Here is a 12,008-nt window from a genome sequence, read left to right as displayed (position 1 = left end):
GGAAATGGCAGCAGCAGAAGCGGAAGCAGAGGAGCAAAGCGATGACTGAGAGCAAGCGGATTCTGGCGGATGTATTGTTACGCCCGATCATCACGGAAAAAGCAACGGTACTGATGGAGCAGAGGAAATACACCTTTGAGGTCATGCCCACCGCCACCAAGCCCTTAATCCGGGCTGCCGTCGAAGAAATGTTCGGGGTGCGGGTCACTGCTGTGAACACCCTGCAACCTGCACGCAAGCAGCGGCGAGTCGGTCGTTTCGTCGGCTATCGCACCCGTCCTAAGCGGGCCGTGGTGACCTTGGCCGAAGGAGATTCCATTACCCTCTTCCCAGATACCTAAAAAATCCTTGCAAGAATCCTTCCCCTCCTTGAGCTAACTGCACTCAGTCCTCCACCCCCGCTGCAACCATGGGCATTCGTACCTTCCGACCTTACACCCCCAGTACCCGTCAAATGACGGTTTCCAGTTTTGAGGAGCTGTCTCGGGACGAGAACGGTAAGCGCCACAGACCGGAAAAATCGCTGTTGCAATTTATCCATCGCAAGAAGGGACGCAATAACCGCGGTATCATCACCAGTCGGCGGCGGGGCGGCGGCCACAAGCAACTGTATCGACTGATTGATTTTCGCCGCGATAAGCGAGGGATCCCCGCCCTCGTCAAAACCGTCGAATACGATCCCAACCGCAACGCTCGCATTTCTTTAGTGCAGTACGAAGATGGTGAGAAGCGCTACATTCTCGCCCCTCGCTACTTAGAAGTGGGATCCACCATCGTGGCTGGGCCCGAGGCCCCCTTTGAGATCGGCAACGCCATGGCCTTAGAGCGGATCCCATTGGGAACCGTGGTACACAACGTTGAGCTATATCCCGGTCGTGGTGGACAAATTGTCCGTGCTGCCGGGGCTGGGGCTCAAGTGGTGGCCAAAGAGGGCAAGTATGTTTCTCTGAAGCTACCCTCCGGCGAGGTGCGCATGATCCGGGCTGAGTGCTACGCCACCATTGGACAGGTGGGCAACGTTGACCACAGCAACCTCAGTCTTGGAAAAGCCGGTCGCAGCCGTTGGTTGGGTCGCCGCCCGAAAGTACGTGGTTCGGTGATGAACCCCGTGGATCACCCCCATGGAGGCGGGGAAGGGCGGGCCCCGATTGGCCGCAGTGGCCCTGTCACTCCTTGGGGTAAACCCACCCTGGGATACAAAACGCGCAAACGCAACAAAGCCAGCAACAAGCTGGTGGTGCGAGGGCGTCGTCGCGGTGGCCGTCGTAACAAGGGCGGACGGGCGGCTCAATAGAAGCCCATTTGAGAAGCCTATCTGTCTACTCTTTGAGCTTTTTCGATCTTTTTCGCTTGCCAGACTATCGAGGTTCTCATGGGACGTTCACTAAAAAAAGGCCCTTTTGTCGATGCCAAACTGCTTCTCAAAGTGGAGCGGATGAATGAGCGCAATGAGAAGCAAATGCTGAAAACCTGGTCGCGGGCCAGCACCATCCTGCCCCTGATGATCGGCCATACCATCGCCGTTCACAACGGCAAGCAACATGTACCCCTCTTTATCACCGATCAAATGGTTGGCCACAAGCTGGGGGAGTTTGTCCCGACTCGTACCTTCCGAGGTCATGCAGGCAGCGATAAAAAAGCGTCTCGCCGCTGAACTAGGCGGTCTATCGGAGAGTGATCCAACAGGAGAGCATCATGGCTGATTCTTCATCTGACATCAAAGCGGTAGCTCGCTACATTCGTATATCGCCCTTCAAAGTGCGTCGGGTGTTAGATCAAATCCGTGGGCGCACCTATGCCGATGCCCTGATCCTGTTGGAGTTTATGCCCTATGCCGCCTGTGAACCCATCCGCAAGGTGCTGCGCTCAGCGGTGGCTAATGCAGAACACAACAACGGCCTCGATCCCCGTGATTTGGTGGTGAGCCAAGCCTATGCCGATCAAGGGCCGGTACTAAAACGATTCCGTCCCCGTGCCCAAGGTCGTGCTTACCAAATTCGCAAGCGAACCTGTCACATCACCATTGCTGTCCGGCCCATGGAAACCGAAGCGGCAACAGCATCCTAAACTTTTCTACTTCTAGCCCTCTACCTTTTCAACCAACACCACCATGGGACAAAAGATCCACCCCAACGGTTTCCGCCTCGGCGTGATTAAAGAACATCGCAGCCGCTGGTTTGCCGATCCAGTTCGCTATCCGGCCCTGTTGCAGGAGGACGAGCGCATTCGCACCTACTTGAGTAAACAACTAAGTAGTGCCGGCCTGGCGGATATTCAAATCGAGCGCAAAGCCGATCAAATTGATCTGGAGGTTCGTGCCTCCCGTCCTGGGGTGATAGTCGGTCGGGGTGGATCCGGCTTGGAAGCTCTACGCCAGGGCTTGCAGAAAGAACTCAGCCTCCAGAATGGCACCGAGCGAGCGATTCGCATCAATGTGGTGGAGGTGACCCGCGCCGATGCAGAAGCGGCCTTACTAGCAGAAAACATTGCCCAGCAGTTGGAACGGCGGATTGCCTTTCGTCGCATCGTACGTCAAGTGATTCAGCGGGCCCAGCGGGCGAGCGTGCAAGGGATCAAGATCCAAATTGCCGGTCGATTGAATGGAGCCGAGATCGCTCGCAGCGAATGGACTCGGGAAGGACGGATCCCTCTACATACCTTACGAGCGGATATCGACTATGCCGAGCACGTCGCCCGCACCACCTTTGGCATCATCGGGGTCAAGGTTTGGATCTTCAAAGGCGAAGTTCTACCTGGACAGGAGCGCCCCGAACAAAAGGCGCCCCTACAGCAGCCCAAACGTCGGCAGCAACGGCGCAAGCCCACCTTTGAAGACCGCTCAGCAGCAGATGCCTGAGGGTTTGCCAGGGATCCCTATCGGTTCACAGTTGAGGAACGGCCATGTTAAGCCCCAAACGTACCAAATACCGCAAACAACAGCGCGGGCGCATGAAAGGCAAAGCCACCCGAGGCAATCGCATCAACTTCGGGGAATACGCCTTGGTGGCCACCGAACCCTGTTGGATCACCGCTCGACAAATCGAGGCCAGCCGTCGTGCCATGAACCGCTACATCCGCCGGGGCGGCCAAATCTGGATTCGCATCTTTCCCGACAAGCCCGTCACCCAGCGTGCCGCCGAAACCCGGATGGGATCCGGTAAAGGTAACCCCGAATTTTGGGTCTGTGTCGTCAAGCCGGGTCGTATCCTCTTCGAGATGGGGGGAGTCACAGAACCCATTGCTCGAGAAGCGATGCGCCTCGCCGCCCAAAAGATGCCGATCAAAGTCAAGTTTGTCACCAAGGCTGATTTTGCGGAAGAAGAATCCAGCAAAGGCGCTGCTACAGAACTCGCCGCCACTGCCCAAGGAGAGTAACGTTATGCCGATGCCCAAAATTGCCGATGCCCGTGCCCTCTCTGACGAAGAGTTGAGCAACGAGATCTACACGGTTAAGAAAGAACTGTTTGAGCTGCGCCTACAGTTGGCCACACGACAATTGAACCAACCCCATTTGATTCGTTTACGCAAACACAAATTGGCACAGCTGTTGACAGTTGAAGGGGAACGCAAGCGGGGCGAGCGCCCAGGCAAGGAGGAATAATGGCTGTTCGGGAAAAGGTTGGCGTCGTCGTCAGCAACAAGATGCAAAAGACTGTGGTCGTTGCCGTTGAAGATCGGGTTGCCCACAGCAAGTACGGCAAAATCGTCGTCAAAACCAAGCGGTTCAAAGCCCACGACGAGGAAGGCCGCTGTCAAGAGGGGGATTTGGTGCGCATTACCGAAACTCGTCCCCTCAGCCGAACCAAGCGTTGGCAAGTAGCCGAAGTCCTGCGGGAGGTGAAGAAACTATGATTCAGCAGCAAACGATGTTGACGGTAGCCGATAACACCGGGGCACGCAAGATGATGTGCATCCGCGTCTTGGGCAGCAGTGGCCACCGCTACGCCAGCCTGGGAGATGTGATCATCGGGGTCGTCAAAGATGCCCTGCCCAACATGCCTGTCAAAAAATCTGATGTTGTCAAAGCCGTCGTCATTCGTACCGTTGATACAATCCGTCGCCCTGATGGCATGAGCATCCGCTTCGATGACAACGCCGTCGTGATCATCAACAACGAAGGCAACCCACGTGGCACACGGGTCTTTGGCCCCGTGGCTCGTGAACTGCGCGAGAAAAACTATACCAAGATCGTCTCACTCGCTCCGGAGGTACTGTAATGGCTCGTCCCCTTAAACCCAGCCAAATTCGGCGATTGACCGAGCGCCCTGGCATTCGCAAGCACCGCAATGGGCTGCGATACAAGATGCGCATCAAGCAAGGGGATACTGTCCAAGTCATCTCCGGGGATGACAAAGGCAAAATTGGCGAGGTGCTACGTGCCTTTCCCGAGCGCAATATGGTTTTGGTAGAAGGTGTAAATATCGTCACCTACCACCGCAAGCCACAACGGGAAGGGGAAAGCGGCACGATTGAAACCAAAGAAGCCCCCATTCCCGTTTGTAAGGTGATGGCTTACTCCAAAAAACAGGAAGTAGCCAGCCGTATTGGCTATCAAGTCACCGCTGACGGTCGCAAAGTCCGTGTTCTCAAGAAAACCGGCGAGATCCTCGACTAACCCGATTCCTTCTCAAAATTGGTTTGGCTCTGACCCAGCCCAGAGCCGCAAGGAGAAACCCCCATGCCACAACGTCTTCAGACCCACTACACAAAAGTTATCCTCCCCAAGCTGCAGAAGGATCTGGGGTACGCCAACATCCATCAGGTGCCGCGTATCGAGAAGATCGTGGTTAATCGTGGGTTGGGAGATGCCTCTCAGAACGCCAAAGCCCTGGAATCCTCAATCGCAGAGCTCAGTACCATTACAGGTCAGCGGCCCGTGATCACCCGGGCTAAAAAGGCAATCGCCAGCTTCAAGATTCGTCAGGGGATGCCAGTGGGGTTGATGGTGACCCTGCGGCGGGAACGCATGTACGCTTTTCTCGACCGCTTGATCAATGTTGCTCTACCCCGGATCCGGGATTTTCGCGGCATCAGCCCCAAAGCGTTCGATGGACGTGGCAACTACACTCTGGGCATTCGAGAGCAGCTCATTTTCCCCGAGATTAGCTACGACTCTGTTGACCAGCTGCGGGGTATGGATATTTCGATTGTGACCACCGCCAAAACCGATGAGGAAGGTCGCGCCCTGCTTAAAGAGTTTGGCATGCCCTTTACCTCCTAGTCTCATTGTTTAACTGTTTACACCCGCATTGATTGATCGATCTCCCGAGGAGCACCGACCCACCCATGGCCCACACCAACGACACGATCGCCGATATGCTCACCCGCATTCGCAACGCCACAATGGCTCGGCACGAGTCGGTGGCGATCCCGGCAACTCGCATGACTCGCAACATCGCTCGCGTCCTTCATGAGGAGGGCTTTGTGAGCGAATGGAAGGAAGAGGGAGAAGGGATCCAGGCTCAGCTGGTGCTGCAGTTGAAGTATAAGGGCAAAGGTCGTAAACCGATCATCAATGGTCTGAAGCGGGTGAGCCGCCCAGGGCTGCGGGTGTATCGCAACCACAAAGAATTGCCCCGTGTGTTGGGGGGCATTGGCATCGCCATTATTTCCACCTCCAGCGGCATCATGACCGACCGGGAAGCCCGTAAGAACGGCATTGGTGGTGAAGTGCTCTGCTTTGTGTATTGAATCATTGTCTGGTCAGGAGTATTCCCATGTCCCGTATCGGTAGACGTCCCATCACCCTTCCTGCCAAGGTTGAGATCCAAATTGAAGGTCGGCAGATCTCAGTGAAAGGTCCGAAAGGACAACTGTCCCGTAGCTTGCCTCCCTTGATTTCCGTGGATCAGGAGGCACAGGTGCTCACGGTCAGCCGGGTGAATGAGTCTCGTCCGGCCCGCCAACTGCACGGCCTCTGCCGCACTTTGGTCGCCAATATGGTGGATGGGGTATCCAAGGGGTTTGAGCGTAAGCTGGAGCTGGTGGGTGTGGGCTACCGGGCCTCTATCCAGGGCACCCAGTTAATTTTGAACGTCGGTTACAGCAACCCGGTGGAGATCCCTTTTCCCCCAGGGATCCAAATCGCCGTTGAGGGCAATACCACCATTGTGGTTTCCGGCATTGATAAAGAGCTAGTGGGGAATACCGCCGCACGCATTCGGGCCACCCGCCCACCGGAGCCCTACAAGGGCAAAGGGATCCGCTATCAAGGGGAGCAAGTTCGCCGCAAGGCAGGTAAATCTGGAAAAGCGAAGAAATAGCCATGAAAACCAACCGCAAAACCACCACCCAACATCGCCATCGGCGCATTCGCCGCAAAGTCTTTGGCACCCCCGAGCGACCCCGCTTGGCTGTGTTTCGTTCCCATCAGCACATCTATGCCCAGGTGATCGACGATGTAGCCCAGCATACCTTGGCCTCTGCTTCCACCCTCGACACCGAGCTGCGGGAGGAGTTGGGGGAAATCGGGGCCGCCACGCAAGAGGCTGCCACCCTAATCGGCCGATCGGTCGCCAAACGGGCCTTGCAGGCGGGCATTTCCCAGGTGGTCTTCGACCGGGGGGGCAAGCTCTATCACGGGCGCATTCAAGCCTTGGCCGAAGCCGCTCGAGAGGCAGGGTTACAGTTTTAAAGGCAGCTTCAACACTTCAGCAATAGGGATCGGAGCAATCCAGATTCCGTTGACAGAGCAGGGTACAGATTGCAGATACACAACCCAAGGGATCCCAAGCGTCACTGAGGATAATCGCACATGGCTGAGCAGAGAGAGCGTCGTAGAAACAAGAAAAGCCGCGAAGAGCAACCAAGCGAGTGGCAAGAGCGGGTCATCCAGATCCGCCGAGTCACCAAAGTGGTCAAAGGCGGCAAAAAGCTGAGCTTCCGGGCTGTGGTGGTGGTCGGCAATGAGCGCGGCCAAGTCGGAGTTGGCGTGGGCAAAGCCAATGACGTGATCGGGGCGGTGCGTAAAGGAGTTGTGGATGGCAAGAAACACCTGATCGATGTGCCCCTCACCAACGGCCTGTCTGTCCCACATCCCATGCGCGGGGGTGGGGGCGGTGCTACTGTACTGGTCATGCCTGCTGCCCCCGGTACTGGCGTGATCGCGGGGGGAGCGGTACGCACCGTTCTGGAACTGGCGGGAGTGCGCAACAGCTTGGCCAAGCAACTGGGATCCAGTAACCCCCTCAACAATGCCCGTGCCACCGTCGATGCTTTGCGGCGGATGCGAACCTTTGAGCAGGTGGCCCAAGATCGAGACATCGATGTGCGCCGTCTGTTTAGCAAGTGAAAGTCAGTGAAGAACCAATAAAGTGTATCAGTGAAGCAGAGGTGACCATGCGACTGGAAGACATTCAACCCCAAGCGGGATCCACGCGGCGGCGGCGGCGGTTGGGTCGTGGCATCTCCGCCGGGCAGGGCGCCTCCTGTGGCAAAGGCATGCGTGGACAAAAGGCTCGCAAGGGGGGCAGTACGCGACCCGGTTTTGAAGGCGGCCAAACCCCCCTCTATCGGCGTGTGCCCAAACTCAAGCATTTCTCTCGCTACGCGCCGCGCCCGGCTTATACTCTGATTAACTTGCGCTCTCTGGCAGAGCTGCCCTCTGGTAGCCAAGTCACCCTTGAAAGCTTGATCGAGCTGGGGATCGTCACTACCAACGATGGCCCCCTGAAAATTCTCGGTCACGGAGAGGTGAGCGTCCCTCTGACGGTTAGTGCCGCAGCCATCACCCCCTCCGCCCAAGCCAAGATCGAGGCGGCGGGAGGTCAAGTACAGATCCTCAATGCCCGATGACGTTCATCCCAAACGGCTGGTTTTTGCCGACTGCCCCACCCGAGGCGTAGAGTGGTAAATAGCTCACCTTGCTTTTTTGCTCCCGCGAGGTTCTCCTTCCTATGGTTGATACACGAGGCTCTACCCCCTCTGCCCAAGAGACTTTTATGCAGATGGCTCAAGCATCTGGGCTGCGTGGTCGTCTATTTCTGACACTGGGTTTGTTACTGCTGGTACGACTCGGTATTTATATTCCGATCCCCAGTATTGACCGAGCCCGATTTGCGGCAGAAGCCGCCAACAGTCCTGTATTTGGGCTGCTGGACGTGTTCTCGGGTGGGGGGATTTCCGCACTGGGCATCTTTGCCTTGGGGATCCTGCCCTTTATCAACGCCTCGATCATCATGCAGTTACTCACCTCAGCCATTCCGGCTCTGGAGAACCTGCAGAAAAATGAAGGGGAGCAGGGACGACGACAAATTTCTCAGTACACCCGTTACGTTACCTTGGGCTGGGCCATCATTCAGGGCATCGGTATCTCCTTCTGGGTGAGGGAGTTTGCTAGCACCACCAACGAATTGGCGTTCATCGCCTCCACCACCTTGGCCCTGGCAGCGGGATCTATGTTCGTGGTTTGGCTGGGGGAACTGATTACCGAAAGAGGGGTAGGAAGTGGCCCTTCGCTGTTGATTTTTGTGAACATCGTCGCCAGCTTGCCCCGTGCCCTAGGGCAAACCATTAGCCTGGCCCGTGCCGATAGCAGCAGCATTGGGGGCATCCTTTTGCTGACGGTCATTTTTCTTGTCACCATCGTCGGCATTGTCTTTGTCCAGGAGGGCAGCCGCAAGATCCCGATTGTCTACGCCAAACGTCAAGTGGGGAACAAACTATTCCGTGAACAGAAAAGCTACCTGCCGTTGCGCCTGAATCAAGGGGGCGTGATGCCGATCATCTTCGCCTACTCAGTGATGTCTCTGCCCTTGGCTCTGGCCCAATACACCCAGAACCTGACCTTGGTGCAGGTGGCGAATCTTTTGGCCCCCACCTCTTGGTTTTATATTCCCGTCTACTTTGTTCTCATCCTCTTCTTCAGCTATTTCTACGCCTCTTTGATCATCAACCCGGTGGATCTCTCTCAAAACCTGAAAAAGATGGGATCCAGCATTCCGGGGGTGCGACCTGGCAAAGCCACAGCAGAGTACATCGAAGGGATCCTGAATCGACTCACCCTGTTGGGGGCGCTGTTCTTGTGTGCCGTGGCCATCATTCCAACCGCAGTAGAACGGGCGACTGGGATTACCACCTTTCAAGGGTTGGGAGCCACTTCGCTGCTGATTTTGGTGGGGGTGGCGATTGAAACCTCCAAGCAGATCCAAACCTATGTGATCTCGCAACGCTACGAAGGGATGGTGAAGCAATAGTGCCACGGTTAATTTTTTTGGGGCCGCCGGGAGCGGGTAAGGGGACGCAGGCTGAGCGGTTAGCGGCTGCTTACCATATGCCCAAAATCTCCACGGGGGATCTGTTGCGGGCGGAAGTGAAAGCCCAAACTCCCCTGGGATCCCAGGCCAAAGTGTATATGGATGCGGGAGAACTGGTGCCGGATGCGGTGCTGGTGGGGATGGTGAAAGGGCAGTTGCAGCAGTCTCCAGAGCAGGGTTGGATCTTGGACGGATTTCCCCGCACCTTGCCTCAAGCAGAAGCCCTGGAGGCTCTTCTGAAGGAACTTGGGCAAGACTACGATCACGTCCTCAACCTGGATGTGCCGGATCAGGTGTTGGTGGCGCGGCTGCTGGCGCGTGGACAGGAACAGGGGCGCAGCGACGATGCAGATGAAGCGGTGATCCTGAAGCGCCTAGAGGTGTATCGGCAACAAACCGCCCCTCTGATCGCTTTTTACGAGGCTAAGGGACGTTTGCAACGGGTGAACGGCGATCAGTCCATGGAATCGGTGCAGGAACATCTTCAGGCGCTAGTGCGGGGCTTGTCAGAGGCGAGCAAGCCAGGATCCGGGAGGACAGCATGATTAAGACAGGAACCGGAAACCCCTCCCAAATGGGATCCCAGCGGCGGGGTATGCAACTGATCGAGATCAAATCTCGGCGGGAAGTGGAAAAAATGCGGCGGGCCGGTCGAGTGGTGGCTCAAGTGCTGCAGGAGATCTCGGAGCGCTTGCAACCTGGCTGGACAACGGCTGATATCGATGCCTACGCCGAAAAACGGGTGGCCCAACTGAATGCTTTGCCCAGCTTTAAGGGCTACTACGGCTTTCCTGCCTGTGTGTGCGTCAGTGTCAATCATGAAGTGGTACACGGGATCCCGAGCCGACGCAAGCTGATCCAGGGGGGAGATGTGGTGAAGGTTGATTTTGGCGCCATTGTCGAGGGGTGGCATGCTGACTCCTGCCTGACCATTGGGCTAGAGCCTTTGAGTGAGGCTTCCCGGGATTTGATTGATACCGCCGCCCAAGCCTTGCAAACAGGCATCGACCATGTACGTCACGGCATTTTACTCCAGGATGTCTCGGCGGCTATCGAGGACTACATCGAGGGGCGGGGCTACTCGGTGGTCAAGCAATATGTCGGCCATGGGGTGGGGCGCAACCTGCATGAAGAGCCGCAATTTCCCAACTACCGCACCCGCGATTTGCCCAACCCCAAGCTGCGCTCCGGTATGACCGTTGCCATTGAACCGATGGTGAATGCCGGGGGAGAGGCAACCCGAGTCTTGGGGGATCAGTGGACGGTGGTGACAGTAGATGGCGCTTGGTCGGCCCAGTTTGAGCACACCGTTTTAATCACCGAATCTGGGGCGGAAATCCTGACGGATCGCACTCCCTTCCAATCCTGAGGGATCCCCCGTAAAAGTTAGGATGGAGAGGTCAAGCATTCTGGCAGAGTGTATCGCTCAGAATGTGTCGCTGTGGCTGAGGGCCACTGTTGTGTCGTTTTTAGGAGGGCTCATTGTCTAAAGAAGATGCCATTGAAATGGAAGGGGTGGTGACGGAATCTCTGCCCAACGCCATGTTCCGGGTGGATCTGGACAACGGCTTTAACGTACTCGCCCACATCTCTGGCAAAATTCGCCGCAACTACATCAAGATCCTGCCCGGCGATCGGGTCAAGGTGGAGCTGAGCCCCTACGATCTAAACAAGGGGCGCATCACCTACCGCCTCAAGAAAAAATGAATCTCCCCTCTTTGTTCTGGGGCCACTGAGTATGAAGGAAGTATGAAGGAGCTGAGTCAAGTTCTCAAAACTGGCTTCTGGGTCACTGCTGCCGGTGTCAGTATCTTGGCCATCCTCAATGCCTGGATCTCAGCTCAGACCCAGCCTCTGCAAAGTCTGTTGCCAGGAGAGGAAAAGGTTTACTTTTGGCGCGGTCATCGCCTATTTTACAAAGTCACGGGATCCGGCCAGCCACTGTTGTTATTGCATGGGATCGGGGCCGGATCCTCCAGCTATGAATTTCATGCCATTATGGCAGAGCTGGGTCAGCACCACCAGGTTTATGCCCCAGATTTACTAGGTTGGGGCAACTCCGAGCGCCCGGATTTGGAATATACCGGCGACCTCTACGTCCAGATAATCCAGGATTTTGTTGAGCAGGTGATCGGGCGACCCACCCACGCCATCGCCAACTCTCTCTCAGCAGGGTTTGTCCTGCGCTCGGCCCGGCTGCGCCCTCAGCACTGGCGCAAGTTGCTGCTGATCGCTCCTCTAGGCGACAACAGCTTGGTGCCAGACAGTGTCGGGATCCCTTTGGCTCAAGTTGCCTACGGATTGTTGAGCCTGCCGGTACTGGGTTTAGCTCTTTACAACGGCATCACCGCTCCCTGGAGTGTACGCCTATTCACAGAACAAAGTCTGTTCTCGCCGGACTATGCTCTGGATGCGGCGGTGGTGGATTACTACTACCAAGCCGCTCACCAGGCAGGTGCCAACTTCGCCCCCCGTTCCTTTTTGACGGGTAAGCTGAATCTGCCCATTCGAGAAGATTTTCAGGTGGTGTCCAAATCCATGGCCCTAGTGTGGGGGGAGCGCAACCGTCTCACAACCCCAGAACAAGCAGATCAGTATCGGGCCCTGCGACCTGAAGTGCCGATCTATCGACTGCCAGGAGCCGCTTTCCCCCATATCGAAGCGCCGTCGGCGTTTTTGTCAGTGGCTTTGAGCTTTTTGGCTGAAACTGGTCCCGCCCTGCCGGGGTAGAGCATCCTCCCTTTGGAGAGAACC

21 protein-coding genes are annotated in these 12,008 nt (G+C 56.4%); all 21 read left to right on the top strand.

Translation table 11 applies throughout. The features are described from left to right. Nucleotides 1–41: 41 nt before the first annotated feature. The 21 genes from L1047_RS12405 (at nt 42) to L1047_RS12305 (ending at nt 11,984) form a co-directional block, all read left to right on the top strand. Nucleotides 42–341 (top strand): 50S ribosomal protein L23, encoded by a 300-nt coding sequence (locus L1047_RS12405; RefSeq protein ID WP_235279280.1) that lies wholly within the window; start codon nt 42–44, stop codon nt 339–341. A 68-nt stretch (nt 342–409) separates the two neighbouring features. Then, a complete protein-coding gene (rplB, locus tag L1047_RS12400; protein ID WP_235279279.1) occupies nt 410–1,294 on the top strand; it encodes a 50S ribosomal protein L2 in 885 nt (294 codons plus the stop codon). 78 nt (nt 1,295–1,372) lie between these two features. Further along, nucleotides 1,373–1,654 (top strand): 30S ribosomal protein S19, encoded by a 282-nt coding sequence (gene rpsS / locus L1047_RS12395; RefSeq protein ID WP_235279278.1) that lies wholly within the window; start codon nt 1,373–1,375, stop codon nt 1,652–1,654. A 41-nt stretch (nt 1,655–1,695) separates the two neighbouring features. Beyond that, nucleotides 1,696–2,067 (top strand): 50S ribosomal protein L22, encoded by a 372-nt coding sequence (rplV, locus tag L1047_RS12390; protein WP_268836595.1) that lies wholly within the window; start codon nt 1,696–1,698, stop codon nt 2,065–2,067. A gap of 43 nt (nt 2,068–2,110) precedes the next feature. Further along, nucleotides 2,111–2,857 (top strand): 30S ribosomal protein S3, encoded by a 747-nt coding sequence (gene rpsC, locus L1047_RS12385; protein WP_235279277.1) that lies wholly within the window; start codon nt 2,111–2,113, stop codon nt 2,855–2,857. A gap of 44 nt (nt 2,858–2,901) precedes the next feature. Beyond that, complete coding sequence (rplP, locus tag L1047_RS12380) at nt 2,902–3,375, top strand: 50S ribosomal protein L16 (protein ID WP_235279276.1); 474 nt, start codon at nt 2,902–2,904, stop codon at nt 3,373–3,375. A 4-nt stretch (nt 3,376–3,379) separates the two neighbouring features. Then, the gene (rpmC, locus tag L1047_RS12375) at nt 3,380–3,601 is read left to right on the top strand and encodes a 50S ribosomal protein L29 (protein ID WP_235279275.1); all 222 of its coding nucleotides are present in this window, start codon (nt 3,380–3,382) and stop codon (nt 3,599–3,601) included. Beyond that, nucleotides 3,601–3,852, top strand: coding sequence for a 30S ribosomal protein S17 (gene rpsQ, locus L1047_RS12370; protein ID WP_235279274.1), 252 nt, complete (start codon nt 3,601–3,603; stop codon nt 3,850–3,852). Before rpmC ends, rpsQ begins: the two co-directional genes overlap by 1 nt. After that, nucleotides 3,849–4,217: a 50S ribosomal protein L14 gene (gene rplN / locus L1047_RS12365; protein WP_235279273.1), complete on the top strand. Its 369-nt coding sequence runs from the start codon at nt 3,849–3,851 to the stop codon at nt 4,215–4,217. Before rpsQ ends, rplN begins: the two co-directional genes overlap by 4 nt. Then, nucleotides 4,217–4,615: a 50S ribosomal protein L24 gene (rplX, locus tag L1047_RS12360; protein ID WP_235279272.1), complete on the top strand. Its 399-nt coding sequence runs from the start codon at nt 4,217–4,219 to the stop codon at nt 4,613–4,615. The genes rplN and rplX overlap by 1 nt, the downstream gene beginning before the upstream one ends. Before the next feature lie 63 nt (nt 4,616–4,678). Next, a complete protein-coding gene (gene rplE / locus L1047_RS12355; protein ID WP_235279271.1) occupies nt 4,679–5,221 on the top strand; it encodes a 50S ribosomal protein L5 in 543 nt (180 codons plus the stop codon). Between the two features lie 65 nt (nt 5,222–5,286). After that, a complete protein-coding gene (gene rpsH / locus L1047_RS12350) occupies nt 5,287–5,691 on the top strand; it encodes a 30S ribosomal protein S8 (RefSeq protein WP_235279270.1) in 405 nt (134 codons plus the stop codon). 26 nt (nt 5,692–5,717) lie between these two features. After that, nucleotides 5,718–6,263: a 50S ribosomal protein L6 gene (rplF, locus tag L1047_RS12345; RefSeq protein ID WP_235279269.1), complete on the top strand. Its 546-nt coding sequence runs from the start codon at nt 5,718–5,720 to the stop codon at nt 6,261–6,263. Nucleotides 6,264–6,265: 2 nt separating this feature from the next. Then, the gene (gene rplR / locus L1047_RS12340; protein WP_235279268.1) at nt 6,266–6,634 is read left to right on the top strand and encodes a 50S ribosomal protein L18; all 369 of its coding nucleotides are present in this window, start codon (nt 6,266–6,268) and stop codon (nt 6,632–6,634) included. A 120-nt stretch (nt 6,635–6,754) separates the two neighbouring features. Further along, on the top strand, nt 6,755–7,291 hold the full coding sequence (rpsE, locus tag L1047_RS12335) for a 30S ribosomal protein S5 (RefSeq protein WP_235279267.1): 537 nt from the start codon (nt 6,755–6,757) through the stop codon (nt 7,289–7,291). Nucleotides 7,292–7,338: 47 nt separating this feature from the next. Next, nucleotides 7,339–7,794 (top strand): 50S ribosomal protein L15, encoded by a 456-nt coding sequence (gene rplO, locus L1047_RS12330; RefSeq protein ID WP_235279671.1) that lies wholly within the window; start codon nt 7,339–7,341, stop codon nt 7,792–7,794. Between the two features lie 101 nt (nt 7,795–7,895). Next, nucleotides 7,896–9,194, top strand: a complete 1,299-nt coding sequence (secY, locus tag L1047_RS12325) for a preprotein translocase subunit SecY (protein ID WP_235279266.1) — start codon at nt 7,896–7,898, stop codon at nt 9,192–9,194. Further along, nucleotides 9,194–9,799 carry an adenylate kinase gene (locus L1047_RS12320; RefSeq protein WP_235279265.1) on the top strand — a complete coding sequence of 202 codons (606 nt, stop codon included), beginning with the start codon at nt 9,194–9,196 and terminating at the stop codon, nt 9,797–9,799. Before secY ends, L1047_RS12320 begins: the two co-directional genes overlap by 1 nt. Nucleotides 9,800–9,849: 50 nt before the next feature. Next, nucleotides 9,850–10,623, top strand: coding sequence for a type I methionyl aminopeptidase (map, locus tag L1047_RS12315; RefSeq protein ID WP_235279670.1), 774 nt, complete (start codon nt 9,850–9,852; stop codon nt 10,621–10,623). 113 nt (nt 10,624–10,736) lie between these two features. Further along, nucleotides 10,737–10,961: a translation initiation factor IF-1 gene (gene infA / locus L1047_RS12310; protein WP_011434173.1), complete on the top strand. Its 225-nt coding sequence runs from the start codon at nt 10,737–10,739 to the stop codon at nt 10,959–10,961. A gap of 42 nt (nt 10,962–11,003) precedes the next feature. Then, nucleotides 11,004–11,984, top strand: coding sequence for an alpha/beta fold hydrolase (locus tag L1047_RS12305; RefSeq protein WP_235279264.1), 981 nt, complete (start codon nt 11,004–11,006; stop codon nt 11,982–11,984). Nucleotides 11,985–12,008 lie beyond the last annotated feature (24 nt).

The organism is Synechococcus sp. Nb3U1, from assembly GCF_021533835.1.
GTDB lineage: Bacteria > Cyanobacteriota > Cyanobacteriia > Thermostichales > Thermostichaceae > Thermostichus.
This window is presented reverse-complemented; position numbering and strand designations above follow the sequence as displayed.